This is a genomic window from Maricaulis sp. (genome assembly GCF_048270265.1).
In the GTDB taxonomy this organism is placed as follows: Bacteria; Pseudomonadota; Alphaproteobacteria; order Caulobacterales; family Maricaulaceae; genus Maricaulis.
Map to the genome: position 1 here is coordinate 82,441 of NZ_JBLWTD010000011.1, position 19,302 is coordinate 101,742.

Below are 19,302 nucleotides of genomic sequence, written 5' to 3' on the forward strand. Positions count from 1 at the left end.
GATCCTATCCCATGATGTTCGGGGCGGCAGGACTTCGCACCCATATCTGGAACAATAACCTCAAATCCATCCTGCTGCTGGCTGGCTTCCCGGTCCTGCTGACCCTGATCGGCTACGCCATCGCGCTCCTCGTGATCGCGATGACCGGGGAAGCCAGCTACATGACGGGCAAGGGCTATTACGGCGAGGCGACGCTCGGCCAGTCGATGATGGCGGCGGTCCATATCCTGCCTGAGATCGCCGTCTGGGCCCTGATCGGGGCGGGCATCTGGTTCATCATCGCCTGGTTCGGGCATCAGGCGATGATCAATGCGGCCACCGGCGCCAGTTCCGTCACCCGCAAGGATGAGCCGCGCCTCTACAACCTGCTTGAAAACCTGTGCATTTCCCGCGGCATGTCGGTGCCGAAAATGGCGATCATCGAAACGCCCGGCCTCAATGCCTATGCGTCCGGCCTCACCGAGGGCAATTACACCGTCACCGTCACGCGCGGGCTGATGCAGACCCTCAATGATGCCGAGCTGGAAGCCGTGCTGGCCCACGAGCTCTCCCATATCCGCCACAAGGATGTGCGCCTGCTGGTGATCGCCATCATCTTCGTCGGGATTATCTCATTCGCCGGCGAGATCGCCTTTCGCGGCATGCTGCATGGCGGCCTGCGCGCCAGCAGTCAGCTCGGCTCGCGCCGTGGCGGCGGCTCGCGCAATGGCGGCGCTTTGATCTTCATCGCCCTGGCCTGTATCGCCATCGCCTATATCCTGGCCATTCTGATCCGCTTTTCCCTGTCGCGCCGGCGCGAATACATGGCCGATGCCGGCGCCGTCGAACTGACGCGCAATCCCGATGCCATGATCTCGGCCCTGATGAAAATCTCCGGTCATTCCGAGGTTGGCGACGCGCCCGACGAGGTCCGCGAAATGTTCATCGAGAACCCGCATACGGGTTTCATGGGCGTGTTCGCGACGCACCCGCCGATCGAGAAGCGCATCGAGGCGCTGGTGGAGTTTGGCGGCGGCAAGCTGCCGCAGCGCATGTCGAGCGTGCCGCAGGTGTGAGGGGGCAACCGGCCGGGGCAGTGATGCCTCCCGCCTGCCGCGACGCTACCCTCGCCTGGCCTATTGCCGAAACAGGCAGAGTTTGTTTTTGTCCAGATCTCTCACATAGGCAGAGAAAAAGGGACCACGCTGATTGGGCTCACCCTCACAGCTGCCCCCGAGCTCAATCGCCAGTTTGTGCAGCCGCCGGACTTCCTCGTCGGACCCGACATCGAGTCCGAGCATTGTGCCATTACCGGGGGTCGCGGGCGCTTCGTTGAAGGGCAGGGCGACGGCGAATGCGAAGTCCGGGCCGAGCCAGTAGGTCATCCGCCCCTGCGGCAAGGCCGGCGCTACATCGGTTTGTGCGAACAGGACGTCGTAGAATTTCGTCGCTGCTTCCATATTGTTCGTACCAATGACGAAGTAACTCATTTTCATCTGTATCTCTCCTGCAGGCCCAGGCTGACTTGCCTGGTGACCAATCCAGGATATCGACAAATGCGACATTTAATGTCCTATTTGTTTCATGGCGGGCAGCAAATCGATCGACAGGCTCAGGCGGCTGGAGCTGCTGGCAGCGCGGCTGAAGCAGGATGAGTTCTGTACTGTGAAGGGTTTGGCCTCCGAGATGGGGGTCAGCGAGCGCACGATCACACGCGACCTGTTTTTGATGCGCGAGCAGGGCCTGCCGATCGACGCAGATCGCGGCCGTGGTGGTGGCGTGCGGCTGGATCGCAATTGGGGCGTCGGCCGCCTGAACCTGGCCTATCCGGAAGCCGTTGATCTGCTTATCAGCATCGAGGTCGCGCAGAAGATGGATTCGCCGCTGTTCCTCGCCAATCTGGCGTCGGTCCGGCGCCAGCTGGTGGCCTCCTTTTCGCCGGAGAAACGCAATAGGGTGAACCGTCTGAAATCCCGGATCCTGATCGGAGCCACGGCCTCAACCTATGTCCAGGCCGGTGTCGCCTCTCCGCCGAGGCGCCTGGTCCAGACGCTGCACCAGGCGTTTATCGATCAGGAGGTGCTGTCGATTCACTATCAGAGGGAAGATGGCGCGACTTCGGAGCGTCAGATCGAGCCGCACTATTTTCTGCTCAAATACCCTGTCTGGTACATCATCGCCATGGATCGTCTCCGGGATGGGCCGCGCACCTTCCGGTGCGACCGCATCTCCCGCGCCGCGTTGACCGGGGCGTCATTCAGCCTGTTGCCGAAGGAGGCTTTCGCGCAATCCCTGGAAGGGGATGATCTTCTGCTTTGAACCGGCCCCAACCGTTCGACGCACCGGGGGAATCTAGACCGCATCCTCGCTGTCTGCCGCTTCTTCCGTTTCCTCCACCTCCTCCTCCAGCAGCCCCGCAAAGGCCTCGCGGAAGATAAACCAGACCGAGGTGAAGAGCGCCGCGATCACCGGGCCGAGGATGATCCCGACGGCGCCGAACAGGCCGAGCCCGCCCAGGGTCGAGATCAACACCATCAGGTCTGACATTTTCGCGTCCTTGCCGACCAGGGCCGGCCGCAGGATATTGTCCGAGGTCGAGACCACGACGGCGCCCCAGACGGCCAGCGCGATGCCGGCAATGGGGTGACCCGAGGCGATGAGCCAGATCGCGGCGGGGCCCCAGATCAGGGGCGGGCCGATCATCGGGATGATAGAGAGCAGGGTGGCGACGGCCGCCCAGAAGATCGCGCCGGGCACACCGGCGGCGAACAGGCCGATCCCGGTCAGCGAACCTTGCACCAGCGCGATCAGGAAGGAGCCCTTCACCGTGGCGCGGATGGTGGAGATGGCGCGCTCGGCGAGCATTTCGCGATCTTCGCGCACCATCGGGATCAGGGCGACGGCCTTGCGGCCGGTCTCGCGCCCGGTCAGCAGGAAGAAGAACAGCGCATAGATCAGGATGAAGAGATTGAGCGCCGCGATCAGCACGCCGCCGGTGCCGGCCCGCAGGCTGGAGACGAGAATGCGTCCGACTGATCCGGCCAGCGATCCGATCTGGGTCGCGATTGTGGCCTGATACTGGATCATCTCATCGCGGAACGGCAGCCAGGCCGGCAGGCTGTCGAGCCCGTTCTCGCGGATCAGCGCCACCTGCTCCTGCACCCAGGGCGTCACCATGCCGGTCACTTCAATCGCCTGCTCCGCGACAACGCCCAGCAGGATGGAGGCGGGGATCACAAAGGCCAGCACCGAGCCGGTCACAAGCAGCCCGGCGGCGATCCCCTTGCGCCCGCCCAGCTTGGCACTGAGCCAGTCCTGCGGCGCCTGCAGGAAGAGCGTCAGCACCGCGGCGAGGAAGAGGGCCGCGAGATAATCGCGGATCATCCACAGGAAGATCCAGGAGACGACAAGTGCGAGGACGATGATGAAGCCGCGCTCGAGGGCGATTTTACGGATCGGGGTCATGGGGGCTCCTGGGGCGTTCGAGCATTGATACTAGCTCGCAGCGGGGATTCGCCAAGGGCCGGCGAGCTCGCACACCTCTTCCCTGATATTCTCCTTGTCATCCCGGACGGATGCCCCGCGCAGGCGGGGCGCAGATCCGGGACCTACCCGCTGCTCCAGCTGGTTTGACGGGTAGGTCCCGGATCTACGCCCGGATCGCTGCCGCGTCCGGGCATCCGTCCGGGATGACAAACGGGGGTGTGTTCGGGGAGGGCGTTGCGCCAGGCCCAGCCGCTACCCGTAGAGCCACTCTGGCAGAGCCGTCGCCAGCCACGGCAATAGCACCACCGCGCCGATCGCCAGTATCTGTATGATCACGAACGGGATCGCGCCGCGATAGATGGCGGCCGTCGTCACCGAAGGCGGGGCGACGCCGCGCAGGTAGAAGAGGGCGAAGCCGAAGGGCGGGGTGAGGAAGCTGGTCTGCAGGTTCATCGCCATCAGCACGCCCAGCCAGACCGGGTCGATCCCCATCATCAGCAGGATGGGCGCCACGATGGGCACGACCACGAAGGTGATCTCGATGAAGTCGAGGAAGAAGCCCAGCAGGAACATGACCAGCATGACCACGGCGAGGGCGCCATACTTGCCGCCGGGAACCGCCGAGAGGGCGTGCTGGACCACCAGGTCACCGCCGAGCTCGCGGAAGATCAGTGAGAACAGGGCCGCACCGATCAGGATCACGAACACCATGGCCGAGATATTGGCGGTCGAGGCCATGACATCATCAAGCACGCCGGAGCGTTTCAGGCGCAGAAGGCTCAGCGCCGCGCCGATCAGGGTGATGGCAACCAGCACGAAGGCGAGCAGGTTGGCGGCGGGACCGAGGTCGGCAATGTAGAGGCGCCGCTCCGCGCCGATATTGGCGACCAGAACCAGGGCAAACAAGCCGAGCAGGGCCGCGAGGCCGGCAAAGGCCACCAGCTGACCGGCCAGCGGGTTTCTGGCGGCGCCGGCATTGCGGGCACCGGCGATGAAGGTCGCGCCGACGGCGCCGACACCGGCGGCTTCGGTCGGAGTGGCCACGCCCGTCAGGATGGAGCCGAGCACGGCGGCCATCAGCGCCAGCGGTGGCAGCAGGGCGTGCAGCAGCTGACCCCAGTCGGTCGCGCCTTCGCTGGCCGGCGCGGCGGGCGCGTCGCCGGGGCGGAAGATCGCGATGCCGACCTGATAGAGAATATACATCCCCACCAGGATGAGCCCGGGGATGAGGGCGCCGGCGAACAAGTCGCCGACCGAGACGATGTCGGGCGAGAAAATGCCCTGCGAGCGCTGGGCTTCCTGATAGGCATTGGAGATCTGGTCGCCGAGCAGGACGAGCACGATGGAGGGCGGGATAATCTGGCCCAGCGTGCCCGAGGCGGCGATCGAGCCGGCGGCCAGCTCGGGCGAATAGCCGCGCTTGAGCATGGTCGGCAGGGACAAGAGCCCCATCGTCACCACGGTGGCGCCGACAATGCCGGTCGAGGCGGCCAGCAGTGCGCCGACGATGACGACGGAAATCCCGAGCCCGCCGCGCATGGTGCCGAACAGCGCCCCCATGGCCTCGAGCAATTCCTCGGCGATGCGTGATTTTTCCAGCATCACGCCCATGAAGACAAACAGCGGCACGGCGACGAGGATGGAACGGTCCATCTCCATCAGATTGCCGTAGATGCGCTGCGGGAAGGCGCGCAGATGCACCGGGTCGAACAGGCCCAGGCTCATGCCCAGCAAGGCGAATCCGAGCGCCACGCCGGCCAGGGTGAAGGCGACGGGATAGCCGCGCAGCAGGGCCGCGAAGGCGGCCAGGAACATCAAAAAGGGCAGGAGTTCGATGAAGAGGCTCATCCTAGATCTCCCCTGCGCTGGCATTGGCCGGCGTCGCCGGCGCCTGTTCGCCCGATATCGTGAGGGCGGCGCGGGCGGCCATCGAGATGCCTTGCAGGATCATCAGGACGGCAAACAGAGGGATGGCGGTCTTCAGCGCGAACACCAGCGGCAGGCCGTCAGCCTCGCGCGAGCGCTCCAGGATGCGCCAAGTGGAGTTCATATAGCCGGTCGAGCTCCACAGGATGAGCGCGCTGGTCGGGATCAGGGCGAGATAGGTGCCCAGCAGATCGACCCAGGCTTTGCCGCGCGCGTTCATTTTCGAGTAGAAAATATCGACCCGGACATGGCCATCGCTGAGCAGGGTCGAGGCGGAGGCGAGCAGGAAGAGCAGGGCGTGCATGTAGATCACGCTCTCGGCCAGCTTGGTGGAGGCATAGCCGAACACATAGCGCTGCACGACGACAGTCGCGGTGGCGATCACCAGGCCGAGGGCAAACCAGCGCGCCGCGCCGCCCAGGCTTAGATTAATGGTGTCGATGATGGCGATGGCGCGGCGCAGGCCGCCGGTGAGGGCGGCGGGCAGGGCCATGAAGCGCCCGGCCAGGGCGGCCAGAAACGGGATCAGGAGCAGGGGCCAGCCAAACTGGCCGAGCTTTCCGAGCACGCCGCCGATCGCCTGGGCGGTGGTCGCGAGATGCGCTCCCGACCAGGCCGCAACGCCGCCGCCGGTCACGATATCGCCCACCGTCAACGCCAGCGCCGCGGCGCCAGCCACCAGGATCAGTCCATCCCCCTGCCGCATGATGATCAGCCGCCCAGCACGCGTTCGCGCTGCGCCATATAGGGCATTTCGGAGATCCGGTCCCAGCTGCGCATCGAATTGCGGGTCGCCAGATAGCTGTCATAGACCCGCCGGGTCATGGCATCGCTATTGCCGGTATCGGCCACGACCTGTTCGGAAATCGCGCCGATCCGGTTCCAGACCTCGTGGCTGAAGGAGCGCAATTGCACGCCGTGCTGATTGATCAGCACGTCCAGCGCGAGGGCGTTCTGGTACTGGTATTCGGCCAGACTCTGATTGTTCGCGGCCCAGCAGGCCTGCTGGAGGATCGCCTTGTGGTCGCTGTCGAGCCCGTTCCAGACATCGAGATTGATGCCGACGGCCAGGCTGGAGCCCGGCTCATGGAAGCCCGGCCCGTAATAATAGGGCGCTTCGCGGTAAAAGCCGAAGGCGAGGTCATTCCAGGGGCCGACCCATTCGGTCGCGTCGATCGTGCCGTTCTGCAGCGCCGGATAGATCTCGCCGCCCGACAGGGTGACCGCCGCCGCGCCCAGTTCGCGCAGCACCGAGCCACCCAGGCCCGGCATGCGCATGCGCAGGCCGCGGAAGTCTTCCAGCGTATTGATCTCGCGCTTGAACCAGCCAGCCATCTGATGACCGGAATTGCCGGCCTGGAAAGGCTTGATGTTGAACTGGGCGGAAAGCTCGTCCCACAGGGCCTGGCCACCGCCGAATTCGACCCAGCCCATGATTTCCGTGGCCGTCATGCCCATCGGTACGGCGGTGAAGAAATTGAAGGCCTGGGACTTGCCCTGCCAGTAATATTCGGCGCCATGATACATGTCGGCCGTGCCTTCGGAAACGGCATCGAAGGCCTCAAACGCGCTGACCAGCTCGCCCGCGGCGTAGACGCGCACGTCCAGCGTGCCGCCCGAGGCGGCATTGGCGAAGGCAGCGACATTATTGGCGGCGGTGCCGAGGCCGGGGAAATTGGCGGGCCAGGTCGTGACCATGCGCAATTGCTTGACGCCGCGATTGATGGCGGGCGAGGCCGGTCCGGCTGGCTGGGTGCTGTCGCCGCAAGCTGTCGCCACCGTGGCGGCCGCGATGCTGGCACCGCTGAGAAATGTGCGTCTGTCCATGCTTGTCTCCCCCAAGAGCGCGTCAGTCGTGGTGTGGATCGTTGTCCGGACTGTCTTCATCCTCATATTCCAGTTCGGCCTGCAGCTTCCACCCCGCGGGGGTGAGAACTTGCAGCGGCTGGAACTGTTCCTTGTAGGCCATTTTGCGGCTGCCGCGTACCCAATAGCCCAGATAGACAAAGGGCAGGCCGGCCAGCTCGGCCTGGCGGACCGCATCGAGGATCATGTAGGCGCCGAGGCTGCGGCGTTCCGCTTCCGGATCGTAGAAACTGTAGATCATTGACAGCCCGTCGCGCAGGCGGTCGGTCAGCACGGCCGCGACCAGATCGCCCTCGGTGTCACGGTATTCGGTGACATGGGTGCGCTGGGCGCCATCCTCGACCATCATCACGTATTCGCCGAAGGACATCCCCGCCATGTCGCCGTCATAATGGCGGCTGTCGAGATAGCGATCGAGCAATTCATATTGCTCCAGCGTCGCCGCGACAGCGTCGGTGGAGACGCGTAAATCCGCATTCCGGTTGAGGATTTTGCGCCAGCGGCGTTTCCACTCGAAATTCGCCAGATCGATCCGCGAGGAGCGGCAGGCATCGCATTGCTCGCAGGCCGGCCGGTAAAGCACCGCCTGGCTGCGCCGAAACCCGGCATGGGTCAGCGCGTCGTTCAGGGCTGGGCCTTCACCCGGTTCGAGGCGCGTGAAGACCTTGCGCTCCATACGGCCCGGCAAATAGGGGCAGGGCGCGGACGCCGTCAGGAAGAAGGGAATCTGCTGGGTGGCAAACGGGTGGGTCACGTTCTCGCCTTGCGTTGTTTCGGCTTGCTTACCGGCACGCGCTCAAGCCCCACCGAACGCGTAATGTACGGCAATATAGGCCGTATACCCGGCCCAGAACAAGATGATTAGTGGCGTGCCGGCCCGCAGATAGTCCACGAAGCGGTAGTGTCCGGGCCCCATCACCAGAAGATTGGTCTGATACCCGATCGGTGTGGCGAATGATGTGTTGGCCGCAAGCAGGACCGTCATCGCGAACAGGGTCGGGTCCAGTCCCATCTGGTTGGCCGCGCCGATGGCGATCGGCGTGAACAGGATGGCGGTGGCGCTGTTGGACAGGACATTGGTGAGCACCGCGACCAGGATGAAGAGCGCGGACATCAACACAACCGGGCCGAAGGGCGCGAAGATCGAGACCACGCCAAGGGCCAGCAGATCCGCTGCGCCGGTGACCTGCATCGCCGTTCCCAGGGCGATTGCGGATCCGATCAGCAGGTAGACCCGCATGTCCACGGCTCGCGCCGCCTGGCGCGTATTGAGACAGCCCCCGGCAATCATCGCGACGGCTCCGAGAAAAGAGGCGACGGCGATCGGCATGGCGCCCGTCGCCGCGAACAGCACGACGCCGCCGAAAATGACGCGCGCAATATTGGCCCGGCGCGGATCGGCCAGGGCGGTCGAGGACCATTCCATCAGCAGGAGGTCACGGTCGGCCCGCATTGAGCGCATGGCGTTTGACGTGCCGAACAAGAGCAGGGTGTCACCGGCCTCGAGCCGGATCTCGCCCATGCGCGAGCGGATCATGCGGCTGCGGCGCTGGATGCCCAGCACGACGCAGCCCGTGGCATGGCGAAAGCCGATCTGGGCGATGGTGCGTCCGATCAGGCGCGAACCGGGCGCGACGACCGCTTCGGTCATTTTCAGCTGGTCACCCGGGCTCGGTTCATCACCGGGGCCCGAGGTCTGCAGCAGGCCGCGCATGAAATCGGCATTCTTTGACAGAAGGTCGGTCAGGGTCTGGCGCGTCGCGGCGACGATGACAAGGTCACCGGAGCGCAGTTCGATCTGGTCGAAAGGGGGCAGCAGGGCGTGTTCGCCGCGCTGGATCATGCGCACAGTCATGTCAGGCAGGTCGGTGAACATGCCGGCAACAGGCTTCTTGCCGGCCAGCGGGTGGTCGGCAGTGACTTCCAGCTGGGCGATGAACTGGCGTCCGCCGGCACCGGCCAGCTCTTCCTCCATGGAGGAATGATCCGGCAGCAGACGTGGCAGCACGAACATGACATAGACCACGCCGATTCCGGCGAGGAAAAGGCCAGGCGCTGTGGGCGCGAAGAAGCCGAGATGCACCCCCGAAGTGGTCATCAGGGAATCGGCGACCAGCAGATTGGTCGACGAGCCGATCAGCGTCGTCATGCCGGCGAAGATGCAGACATAGCTCAGCGGGATCATCAGCTTGGAGGCGCTCTGGTCCATCCGCTTGGCGATCGCCCCGAGAATCGGGATGAACATCACCACGACCGGCGTGTTGTTGATGAAGGCGCTGATGATGAAGACGAAGGCGAACATGCCCAGCAGGGTCGCCTTGGGATATTGGTCGAAGGATCGCAGCAGCGCCTGGGTCGGGCCTTCCATGGCACCGGTCTGGAAAATGCCCTGGCCGACGATCAGGAGCGCCATGATGGTGATCAGGGCGGGATTGGCGAATCCGGCCAGCAGGGCGGTCACCGATGGATTGTCGGTTTCCAGCGGGAAGAGGTGAAAGAAGACCAGCAGGACTGCGACGATGGACGCGGAGACGATCTCGATCGCAAATCGTTCCCAGCAATAGAAGACGATAGCGATGCACAGGCCGCCGAGAACGGCCCACATCTGCCAATCATCTACAGATGTCATTTCCGGCATATTGGTGTTTCAGGAAGCGTCGGGCCCGATCTGGCCCGTGTGAACGCTAGCATGCGCCCCGCGGGCTTGCGAAGCCCTTTTGGTGCAACTCACCGCGCCATGGGCGCTTTGATCAGAGTTCGTGACCGGCCGGCAGGATCGGTGCCTCGCGCAGCAAAACGATCGAGATGCGGCGATTGCCGGGCATATAGGGGTCGTCCGGATAAAGCGGTTCCGAGCCGGCCTTGCCGCGCACCTCATAGATCCGGTCGTCGCTGATGCCGGCTTCCTGCATTACGGCGCGGGCCGCATTGGCGCGGTCGGCCGAGAGGTTCCAGTTGGTGTAATTGCCCGATCCGGTCGGTCCGGAATCGGTATGACCGGAAATCGAGACCCGATTGGGCAGGCGCTCGGCGATGGCCGCGATGGCATTGATCAGCGTCACGGCGCGTGGATTCGGTTCCGCGGCACCGGGGGCAAACATCGGCCGGCCTTCCTGGTCGATCAGCTGGATGCGCAGGCCTTCCGGCGTGACGTCCATGATGACCTGGTTGGAGAGTTCTGCCAGCTCCGGCATCGACTGCATCGCCTGACGCAGTGACATGGCGGCGCTCTGGAACAGGGCGTCCTCGCGGCGCTGCTGCGCCTGTGCCATGGCGGACTGGGTCACTTCCGGGGCGTCCGTCGCATCAGAGGACGAGGCCGGCGTGACCTGCTCGGTGTCATTATTGTCTTCGGGCACGCTCGGGGCCAGCCGGCGCACCATCGAGGCGTCGCCGCTACCCTGGACGCCATCCTGGCCGGGGGTCGTGCCGCCGAAGGGCTGGCCGGAACCGGAGGTCGAGGGGCTGACGCTGGCCGGGGCGAAATAATCGGCAATGCCCTGTTTTTGCTCGGGCGTGGTGGTGTTGATCAGCCACATCAACAGGAAGAAGGCCATCATCGCGGTGACGAAATCGGCGTAGGCAACCTTCCAGGCACCGCCATGGTGTCCGCCGGCAACCTTGGTGATCTTCTTGATGATGATCGGCCTGTCGTTCGCCGCCATGTCTACCCGCCTTGTTTAAACTCACCTGTCTCCTGTAGACCGTTAACGTTAAGGCGAGGTTTCGAGCCGGTTTCCGAAGGGCAGATTTTGATTGATAGCCGAGCTTTCCGCGACGTCCTGGGGTGCTACCCGACCGGCGTGACCATTGTATCGACCTATGCCGGTGGCGCTGCCCTGGGCATGACGGTGAATTCCTTTGCCTCGGTTTCGCTCGAGCCGCCGCTGGTCCTGTGGTCGATCGAGCGCAGCACGCATCGTTATGACCTGCTTCGCAATGCCCGGGACTACGCCATCAATATCCTCGCGCACGACCAGGCCCAGATGGCGGAGAAATGCGCGCACGAGGCCGATCTCGCGCTTTGCGGTGCGCAGTGCTCCGGCGATATCGCGCCGCTGATTGACGGTGCCGTGGCGCGGCTGGTCTGCCGACAGCGCGCCGTGCATGCCGGCGGCGATCACGACATCATTGTCGGCGAAGTCATCGCCTTCGACACGCCGCGGACGGTGCCCTCGCTGGTCTTCGTGCGTGGCGGCTACGGCGAGGCCGGCTGAAGCTGCAGCCGTTCGGCACCTTCCGGCATCGTGTCAGGCGTCCAGTCCGTGCGGACCTGGAAATACTCGCCGCGACCCCATAATGGGGCCAGGTCGTCATAGTGACGCGACATCACATTGCCCGACTGGCCGGTGGTGATCATGAAGCGCGAATTGTCCAGATCCGACAGATCATACAGCGAGCGGTAGGATGCACCGTGCGACACGACGTAGTCGTTTCCGCGGAAGGAGAAGGGCGCGACATTGACGGTCGAGCCATCGCCGGGCACCGGCGTGGTGATGGTGAACCAGTCCTTCAGGATCGGGAAGCTGGAGAACGGCGTGTGGTCGCTGCGCGCGTAATGGACATCGCCCCAGCGCCAGGCGGTGATATCGCTGCCCTGGGCGGCGGCCGTATTGGCAATGGCGTCATCGAGCGCGGCGCCCAGCAGGTCGTGGCAGGTCTCGACATCATCGGTCAGGACATTGTCGCACCAGGCGCCGAGATCACCGGTCAGCACATCCATCATGAAGACGCGGCGATCGGCAAACCAGCGATTGAACTCGGTGCCGAGCTCATCGGCATAGACGCGCCGCTGCAGCTCCACCATCCAGGCGGAATAGATCAGCGGCTCCGGCCGGTCGACGGCCATGTCGGCGTCCCAGTCGGCGAGGAGGGCGAGTGCGTCCTGGCCGGCGGTGGTCAGTGGTTCGGCGGTGCGCAGGGTCGGCAGGATGCGCAGCGCCATGTCGGAGACGGTATCCGTCTGCAGCGCCTGCAGGCTGTCGAGATCATGGCGCGGCTGCGCCTCGATGCCGTGATAGATGCGGCGGATGCGGCTGACGCCATACCACTCACTCGTCAGATAATAGGGATACTCATCCGGCACGATCATGTTGTTGGCGGTGGCGATGAAGCCGCGCTCGGGATTGCGGGTGTGGGGCAGGGCATCGAAGGGGATGGTCGAGACCCACTCACCGTCGGCATTGCGTACGGGAATACGCGCCGGTGCGTAAAAACCGATATCGCCATTGGTGGCGGCAAAGACCATATTCTGCTGCGGTGCCACGAATGAGCGCACCGCGTCGACGAAATCATCCCAGCCGCGGCCGCCGGAAATCGCCATGCCGACACCTGGCGTGGTGTCGTCGGGCTCGTCGAGCATCCACTGCAGGGCGAAGAAATCGGCGCCGTTCGGCAGCGGATAGCCGAAATGCTCCGGATCGAGCACCGGACCGGTCGCGGTTTCGCGGCGGGTGATCGTCACATCGTTGGCGAAGCGGACATGGATCGTCTCTTCGCGGCTGCCGGTGACATCGGCCTCGGTGGCCGGGTGCAGATCGCCGACATCGGGGCCGGTATTGGTGAAGCCCCAGGCAATGTGATCATTGCGGCCCAGCGTCACGAAAGGCGTGCCGGGCAGGGTGGCGCCGACCGTCGATCCGGCGGGCGTGGTGACGCGGGCGAGATACCAGATATCCGGCGCGCTCAGCCCCAGATGCGGGTCATTGGCCAGAATTGGCGCTCCGGTCGTGGTGCGGCTGGCGGCGACGACCCAGTTGTTGGAGCCGTCACGGCCGGGATCTTCCGGTCCGATGGCGGGTGCCGGGCTTTCGACTTCGGAGGCCGCCGGCGCTTCTGTGAGGCCGAGATCGGCCATGCTCAGCGAGCGCGGCGCATCAGCGGGATAGCGGCCGATGAATTCCTCGGTGCGCTCGGCGCCCAGCACCGCTTCCAGCGCGGCGCGGGCCGGTTCCTGGAAGGCATTGCCGAACAGGTCGAGGGCAATGGCCTTGAAGACGGTCACGGTATCGGCGGGCGACCACGGCTCGGGGGCGGTCATCAGGATCTGGTATTCCGGCGGGGCGACATAGCCGGGTGCGGTGATGATGGAATTGACGCCGTCGCTATAGGCCTGCAGCGCATCCTGCACATCGGCGGGCAGGTTGGTGACAGATTCCTCGGCGGCCGTGGCCAGGCCCATCGTGCGGAAGAAGATGTCCGTATCGAGCGCATCGGGCCCGAGGATTTCCGCAAGCCGGCCACGAATCGCGCGGCGGGTGATTTCCATCTGCCACATCCGGTCCTGGGCGTGGGCAGCGCCGAGGACGTAATAGGCATCATGGGCATTGGCGGTGAAGATGTGGGGCACACCATACTCGTCGCGTACGATCTCGGCCGGCGCTTCCAGTCCAGCCAGCTCAAGCGTGCCCGTGGTCTGCGGCAGCGAGGCATAGAGACGGTTGGCGAAGACGAGTGCGAACGCGATTATCGCGGCCGCAATGATACCAAGCGTGATGGTGCCATAACGCAATACGGATTTGATCATGATGACTTGCTCCCCTGTGCGCGGGAGACTAGCAAGGGGCAAATCGAATTGGGAGTGATTAATGGCACGGTGCGCATTTCTGGGTCTTGGCGTGATGGGCTTCCCGATGGCGGGCCATCTGGTGAAGGCGGATCATGAGGTCACAGTCTGGAACCGGACCGCGGCGAAATCCGCTGACTGGGCGCGCCGCCATGGCGGCAAGGCGGCCGAGACGCCGCAGCAGGCGGTCGCCGACGCCGATTTCGTTTTCTTCTGCCTGGGCGATGATCCCGATGTGCGGGCGGTGGCCAACCAGGTGATCCCGGCCATGAAGCGCGGCGCCATCCTGGTCGACCACACCACGGCCTCTGCCGAACTGGCGCGCGAACTCGATGCCGAGGCGCGCAGCGCCGGGATCGGCTTTGTCGATGCGCCGGTCTCCGGTGGCCAGGCCGGGGCCGAGAATGGCCAGCTGACCATCATGTGTGGTGGCAGCGAGGCCGACTTCGCCGCGGCCGAGCCGGTGATGGATGCCTATGCCAAGGCGTCGTCCCTGATCGGTCCGGCCGGTTCGGGTCAGCTGGCCAAGATGGTCAACCAGATCTGCATTGCCGGTGTTGTCCAGGGGCTGTCGGAAGGCCTCAATTTCGCCAAGCGGGCCGGGCTCGATCCGGCCAAGGTCATGGGGGCGATCTCCAAGGGGGCGGCCCAGTCCTGGCAGATGGAAAATCGCTGGGAAACCATGGTTGCGGGCAAGTTTGACTACGGTTTCGCCGTAGACTGGATGCGCAAGGATCTGCGCATCACGCTCGAGGAGGCCGGACGCAATGGCGCCGAATTGCCGGTGGCGAAACTGGTCGATGATTTCTATGCCGAAATCCAGGACGCCGGCGGCAGCCGCTGGGACACGTCGAGCCTGATCTTCCGCCTCGATTTCCCCGGGAAGGGCTGAAACCATGCGCCTGTTTGAACTGAGCATGGCCGATGGTGACAGGGTCGAACCTGTGCACCAGGCCGTGCTCGCGACCGAACCGCTCGATTGCAGCCTCAGTGAGCCCGACAGCGGCGGCCGGCGGCTGATGCGCATGGTGTTCAAGGAAGGCGATGGCCAGAAGGCGCTCGATACGATTGCGACCATGCTCGAGCATCAGGAGGGCTGGCGCCTGGTCGTCCTGCCGGTCGAGGCCAGCCTGCCCAAGCTTGAGGAAGTCGACCCGGAAGTGAAGAAAAAGCACCGCGTGGTGGCGCTGCGGGAGGAAATCTACCAGGACATCGAGGCTGGCACCAAGCTGGACCGCGACTTCCTGATCCTCACCGTGCTCTCGACCATCGTGGTCGTGTTCGGTCTCGCCGCCGACAATGTCGCCGCCGTGATCGGCGCGATGGTGATCGCCCCCTTGCTGGGACCGATCCTCGCCTTCGCGCTCGGCTCTGCGCTGGGTGACTTCGCGCTGATGACCAAGGCGACACGCACCGCTCTGTCCGGCCTGTTTCTCGGCATGGCGATTTCCGTCGTGATCGGTCTGGTCTTTGACGTCAATCTCGGCTCGGCCGAGCTGACCAATCGCACCATTGTCGGACTGGACTCAACCGCGCTGGCGCTGGCCTCCGGGGCGGCAGCGGCGCTCTCCATTGTCGCCGGTCTGCCCTCGACCCTGGTCGGGGTGATGGTCGCCGTGGCGCTGTTGCCGCCGGCCGCTTCGACCGGCCTGTTTGCCGGTTCGGGCGAGTTCCCGCTGGCAGCGCGCGCGGGCCTGCTGCTGATGATCAATATCGTCAGTGTCAATCTGGCAGCCCTGCTGGTCTTCTTCTTCAAGGGCGTGCGCCCGCGCACCTGGCTGGAGCGCCGCTCCGCCAAGCGCTCGGTCTATATCAATGCCGCCGTCTGGGCGGTGCTGATCGTGGCACTGACCGCGGTGGCAGTGTATCTGACCGTGCCGGGCGTGCCCGAAGTGCCGGGGGTTCCGCGGCCATGAAAGATGACGAGATGACCTCAACCAGCAAGGCTGGCGCAACCGGTTTGATCCGCACCGACGCCATGGCGATGGGCGTGTGGGAGCGGTTGACCGTGAACTTCACCACATGGCGCCTGATCCTGTTCGCGGGTTTCTCGCGGCGCAGCCTGCACCATTTCGGCAATGACCAGCTCACGCCGCTCACCCGGGCGCGCCACTGGAAACTCGGGCTGGGCCTGCTTGGCGGGCTGGATGATGCCCAGATCGACTTCCTCAAAACCTATGCCGAGCTGAATGCCGGCAAAGTGGACCGTACCTTTCGGGCCTATGCCCTTTTGATGGTGACCCTGCCAGTCGGTGCAACAATCGGGATCAATGAGATCGATCCGGAAATCTGGACCCGGCTCGGCTTCAGCCAGATCGACTCGGTGATCGTCATCCTGGCAACCTGGGCCGTGGCAGTCGGGATCCTGATGGCCGCTGCCTGGCGGGCGCGTGACCTTGCCGACCTTCTTGTATTCGAGCAGGCCCGGCGTGAGCTCGCCCGCGGCAAGACGGCGCCGCGCGCATGAATGTCGGCACCGTCTTCCTGATCCTCGATTTCGCCGGGATCGGCTTTTTCGCCTTTTCCGGCGGCATGCTGGCGGCGCGCAAATCGCTCGACCCGTTCGGCGCCGCCATTCTCGGCGCCGTTGCCGGCATGGGTGGGGGTACGCTGCGCGATGTTCTGCTGGGCGAGCTGCCGGTCTACTGGATCGTCGAGCCGAAATATCTCTGGATCGCGCTGGGCGGCGCCTTGCTGGGCTATTTCCTGGCGCCGGGCGCGCAATGGCTGGCGACGCGGCGTGCGGTGCTGATCTGGGCCGATGCGGTCGGGCTGGCGGTGTTTTGCGTGCTTGGCGCGCGCGCCGGGCTTGATGCCGGTGCCCACTGGAGTATCGCGCTCTTGACCGGCGTCATGAGCGCCGCCTTTGGCGGCTTGTTGCGCGATATTATCGTCAATGACGTGCCGCTGGTGCTGCGCGAGGATATCTACGCCCTTGCCGCCCTGGCCGGCGCGGCGGCCTATGTCGCCGGCATGGCGCTCGGGCTCGACCCCAGCGCGGTGACGATCGGGGCCGCGGTGCTCGCCTTTGTGCTGCGCGGCTGTGCCATCCAGTTCAAATGGTCGCTGCCGGCGATCATGCATATGGATTGACGGATGCGAGCGGTTTGGCCCGGTCTCGCCCTGGAGCGAGACCGGGCCGTGCCGTTAGGCGCTGCCGCGTGACTTGATCATGCGCACCATCGCGATCCCGTAATCGGGGTCGGTGAAGGCTTCTTGCATCTCCCAGCCATGCTTGGTGTAGAAATCGACCGCCTGGCGATTATCGCGGAAGCTGTCGAGTGTGATCTCCGGATGATCGGCGAACAGGATGCCCTCTGCCTCCGACAACAGGATCGAGCCGACACCGCTGCGATGGTGTTCAACAGTCACCATCATCAGATCGACGGCATTGCCGCGCAGGGCGCAGGCCCCGATCACTTCGCCATCAGCCACGGCGACGCGGGTGAAGGCATTGCGCTCGGTATAGTAATGCGGCACCGCCCCTGAGGCGATATAGCCCTCCACCATATCCGCTCCGATGACGTCGGGGTATTTGACCCGGATCGTCTTGTAGGAAAGGGCAGTGAGAGGCTCGACATCGTCCGGCGTGGCGGGACGAAGCTGGATATTTTGTGTGTTTTTCAATGGTCTGTTCCTGAAATAGAAAAGCGATCCGCACCGGCATGGCCAGGCGGAATGGGGTTTTCATGCCAGCCCGCTGCATCAGCGGGCTGTATCAGGACTCAAGAAGGCGGCGCATAAACGCTCCGGTTGGTTGAGTGGGCAGGGTTAAACAGGGCGGGCAATCCGGTCAAGTGCAACGCCAACGCAAAGAGCCCCGGACCGATATCCGGGGCTCCCTGTTGGTTGAGGTCTGAACGGGCCGGTGTCTATTCGCTCGACATGCCCGGGATCATGCGTTCGGCGGTCGCCATGACGATCACCATCAGCGATGCGGCGGAAAGGACGGCGCCGTAATTGCTGAAAATAGCCGTCAGATAGGTGCCGACGGTCGGGATCGATCCCAGCGCGCTGGCACCGCCGGCGATCAGGAAGATCGCGGCCAGAATGACGGCGCGGCGATGATCGCCCTTGATGAAGAAGCCGCAGGCGAGGCCGAGAATGGCCAGGATCAGTCCGGCCATTTCGATGCTGACGAAAGCGAAAACAATCGCGACAAGGGCCGAGACGGCCCAGATGATTTTGTCCAGTGACATGAGTTTCTCCCCAGGGTGTTTATTGGAAAACTACGCACTTGAACCACAACATAGCCGTGAGATTACGCCCGATATTGATCGGGACGCAAGCATAAACCGGCAAGATGTTGTGGAACGCTACGAGTTGATCACAATATCTGGGGTTTGACCTTTAGGTCAGCCGGCCGTCGCCAGGGCCTGTTCCAGATCAGCGAGCAGATCCTCCGCCCGCTCCAGCCCGACCGAGACCCGCACCAGATTATCCGGCGTCGGACTGGCCGGTCCCTCGATTGGTTTGCGATGCTCGATCAGGCTTTCCACCCCGCCCAGCGAGGTGGCCTGGATGAAGAGCTTTGTCCCGGAAGCCAGCTTGCGCGCTGCCTCATAACCGCCCTTCAGCCGCAAGGAAAACAGGCCGCCAAACCCGCCCGTCATCTGACGCGCGGCGATGGCATGGCCCGGATGGGTGGGCAGGCCGGGATAGAGCACGGCGTCGAGGGCCGGGTGGCCGGAGAGCTTTTCCGTCAGGAAGAGCGCCGTCTCGCTCTGGCGCGCAAAGCGGACCCAGAGTGTGCGCAGGCCGCGCAGCATCAGCCAGGTCTCGAAAGCGCCGGGAATGGCGCCGGTGCGGGTGTGGATCTCGGTGATCTCGGCCCAGCGCTCATTGAGCGCGCGCGTCGCCAGCACGCCGGCGAGCACATCGGAATGGCCGTTGAGATATTTGGTCGCTGAGTGCATGACGATGTCGGCGCCCAGCGCCAAAGCCTGCGTGGTGCAGGGCGGGGCACAGGTGGAATCAATCGCCAGTGTCGCGCCGACCGAATGGGCGATCCCGGCACTCGCCGCGATATCGACAATCGCCCAGGACGGATTGGCCGGGCTCTCAATCCAGACCAGATCCGTGCCCGGCTTGCAGGCGGCTTTCAGCGCAGCCACATCGCCGGGCGCGACCAGATCTAGCGTGATCCGCCCCTTGGCGGCAGCGCGCTGCAGCAAGGCCTTGGCGCCGTAATACATCTCGCTCTGCGCCACGACATGCCCGCCCGTCGGCACGCTCTCGACCACCGCCGCAATCGCCGCCATGCCCGACGCAAACAGCTTCGCCTCCGGCGCGCCCTCCAGCATCGCCAGCACCCGGGCCGCCTGAAACTCGTTCGGCCCGGCCGGGCGGCGATAATCGGTCTCGCCGATCAGCTGGTTGTCGGCATCGCGCGCAAAGGTCGTCGCCGGATGGATTGGCGGGATCACCGCGCCGGTGGCGGCGTCGATGGCGTGCATCGCCTGGGCAGTGAGGGATTCGCG

Annotated in this window: 19 protein-coding genes; 7 read left to right on the plus strand and 12 right to left on the minus strand. The window is 64.5% G+C overall.

Annotation, left to right across the window (positions count from 1 at the left end; genetic code table 11):
• Nucleotides 1-11: 11 nt before the first annotated feature.
• Nucleotides 12-1,055 carry a M48 family metallopeptidase gene (locus ACN0YF_RS08075; protein ID WP_417493992.1) on the plus strand — a complete coding sequence of 348 codons (1,044 nt, stop codon included), beginning with the start codon at nt 12-14 and terminating at the stop codon, nt 1,053-1,055.
• Between the two features lie 60 nt (nt 1,056-1,115).
• Here the strand turns inward: ACN0YF_RS08075 and ACN0YF_RS08080 are convergent, their stop codons facing one another.
• Entirely contained in the window at nt 1,116-1,475 is a 360-nt protein-coding gene (locus tag ACN0YF_RS08080; RefSeq protein ID WP_417493993.1) for a VOC family protein, read from the minus strand.
• Nucleotides 1,476-1,563: 88 nt separating this feature from the next.
• On the opposite strand from ACN0YF_RS08080, the gene ACN0YF_RS08085 reads away from it, so the two are divergent.
• Nucleotides 1,564-2,298, plus strand: a complete 735-nt coding sequence (locus ACN0YF_RS08085; protein WP_417493994.1) for a helix-turn-helix transcriptional regulator — start codon at nt 1,564-1,566, stop codon at nt 2,296-2,298.
• A gap of 33 nt (nt 2,299-2,331) precedes the next feature.
• On the opposite strand, the gene ACN0YF_RS08090 is transcribed toward ACN0YF_RS08085, so the two are convergent.
• The 7 genes from ACN0YF_RS08090 to ACN0YF_RS08120 all read right to left on the minus strand — a co-directional run bounded on the left by ACN0YF_RS08090 (nt 2,332) and on the right by ACN0YF_RS08120 (nt 10,922).
• On the minus strand, nt 2,332-3,444 hold the full coding sequence (locus tag ACN0YF_RS08090; protein ID WP_417493995.1) for an AI-2E family transporter: 1,113 nt from the start codon (nt 3,442-3,444) through the stop codon (nt 2,332-2,334).
• A 273-nt stretch (nt 3,445-3,717) separates the two neighbouring features.
• Nucleotides 3,718-5,313 (minus strand): TRAP transporter large permease, encoded by a 1,596-nt coding sequence (locus tag ACN0YF_RS08095; RefSeq protein ID WP_417493996.1) that lies wholly within the window; start codon nt 5,311-5,313, stop codon nt 3,718-3,720.
• Between the two features lies 1 nt (nt 5,314).
• Nucleotides 5,315-6,097 carry a TRAP transporter small permease subunit gene (locus ACN0YF_RS08100; RefSeq protein ID WP_417493997.1) on the minus strand — a complete coding sequence of 261 codons (783 nt, stop codon included), beginning with the start codon at nt 6,095-6,097 and terminating at the stop codon, nt 5,315-5,317.
• A gap of 5 nt (nt 6,098-6,102) precedes the next feature.
• Nucleotides 6,103-7,218 carry a TRAP transporter substrate-binding protein gene (locus ACN0YF_RS08105; protein WP_417493998.1) on the minus strand — a complete coding sequence of 372 codons (1,116 nt, stop codon included), beginning with the start codon at nt 7,216-7,218 and terminating at the stop codon, nt 6,103-6,105.
• A 22-nt stretch (nt 7,219-7,240) separates the two neighbouring features.
• Nucleotides 7,241-8,011 carry an arginyltransferase gene (locus ACN0YF_RS08110; RefSeq protein WP_417481666.1) on the minus strand — a complete coding sequence of 257 codons (771 nt, stop codon included), beginning with the start codon at nt 8,009-8,011 and terminating at the stop codon, nt 7,241-7,243.
• A 42-nt stretch (nt 8,012-8,053) separates the two neighbouring features.
• Nucleotides 8,054-9,886: an SLC13 family permease gene (locus ACN0YF_RS08115; protein WP_417493999.1), complete on the minus strand. Its 1,833-nt coding sequence runs from the start codon at nt 9,884-9,886 to the stop codon at nt 8,054-8,056.
• A 121-nt stretch (nt 9,887-10,007) separates the two neighbouring features.
• Nucleotides 10,008-10,922 (minus strand): flagellar motor protein MotB, encoded by a 915-nt coding sequence (locus ACN0YF_RS08120; RefSeq protein WP_417481668.1) that lies wholly within the window; start codon nt 10,920-10,922, stop codon nt 10,008-10,010.
• 138 nt (nt 10,923-11,060) lie between these two features.
• On the opposite strand from ACN0YF_RS08120, the gene ACN0YF_RS08125 reads away from it, so the two are divergent.
• Entirely contained in the window at nt 11,061-11,474 is a 414-nt protein-coding gene (locus ACN0YF_RS08125) for a flavin reductase family protein (protein ID WP_417481669.1), read from the plus strand.
• Here ACN0YF_RS08125 and ACN0YF_RS08130 read toward each other — a convergent pair.
• The gene (locus ACN0YF_RS08130; protein WP_417494000.1) at nt 11,456-13,783 is read right to left on the minus strand and encodes a penicillin acylase family protein; all 2,328 of its coding nucleotides are present in this window, start codon (nt 13,781-13,783) and stop codon (nt 11,456-11,458) included. The genes ACN0YF_RS08125 and ACN0YF_RS08130 overlap by 19 nt on opposite strands.
• A 61-nt stretch (nt 13,784-13,844) precedes the next feature.
• On the opposite strand from ACN0YF_RS08130, the gene ACN0YF_RS08135 reads away from it, so the two are divergent.
• Genes ACN0YF_RS08135 through ACN0YF_RS08150 form a run of 4 tightly spaced genes read left to right on the plus strand, consistent with a single transcriptional unit; the run spans nt 13,845 to nt 16,915 of the window.
• Nucleotides 13,845-14,714, plus strand: a complete 870-nt coding sequence (locus ACN0YF_RS08135) for an NAD(P)-dependent oxidoreductase (RefSeq protein ID WP_417494001.1) — start codon at nt 13,845-13,847, stop codon at nt 14,712-14,714.
• A gap of 4 nt (nt 14,715-14,718) precedes the next feature.
• Nucleotides 14,719-15,738 carry a TIGR00341 family protein gene (locus ACN0YF_RS08140; RefSeq protein WP_417481672.1) on the plus strand — a complete coding sequence of 340 codons (1,020 nt, stop codon included), beginning with the start codon at nt 14,719-14,721 and terminating at the stop codon, nt 15,736-15,738.
• Nucleotides 15,735-16,289 (plus strand): hypothetical protein, encoded by a 555-nt coding sequence (locus ACN0YF_RS08145; RefSeq protein WP_417494002.1) that lies wholly within the window; start codon nt 15,735-15,737, stop codon nt 16,287-16,289. Before ACN0YF_RS08140 ends, ACN0YF_RS08145 begins: the two co-directional genes overlap by 4 nt.
• Entirely contained in the window at nt 16,286-16,915 is a 630-nt protein-coding gene (locus tag ACN0YF_RS08150; protein ID WP_417494003.1) for a trimeric intracellular cation channel family protein, read from the plus strand. Before ACN0YF_RS08145 ends, ACN0YF_RS08150 begins: the two co-directional genes overlap by 4 nt.
• A gap of 54 nt (nt 16,916-16,969) precedes the next feature.
• Here ACN0YF_RS08150 and ACN0YF_RS08155 read toward each other — a convergent pair whose 3' ends face one another.
• The 3 genes from ACN0YF_RS08155 to ACN0YF_RS08165 form a co-directional block, all read right to left on the minus strand.
• Nucleotides 16,970-17,449, minus strand: coding sequence for a GNAT family N-acetyltransferase (locus ACN0YF_RS08155; RefSeq protein WP_417494004.1), 480 nt, complete (start codon nt 17,447-17,449; stop codon nt 16,970-16,972).
• A 245-nt stretch (nt 17,450-17,694) separates the two neighbouring features.
• A complete protein-coding gene (locus tag ACN0YF_RS08160) occupies nt 17,695-18,021 on the minus strand; it encodes a hypothetical protein (protein WP_417494005.1) in 327 nt (108 codons plus the stop codon).
• 156 nt (nt 18,022-18,177) lie between these two features.
• Nucleotides 18,178-19,302, minus strand: a 1,125-nt coding sequence (locus ACN0YF_RS08165) for a trans-sulfuration enzyme family protein (RefSeq protein WP_417494006.1), incomplete at its 5' end; no start/stop codon positions are given.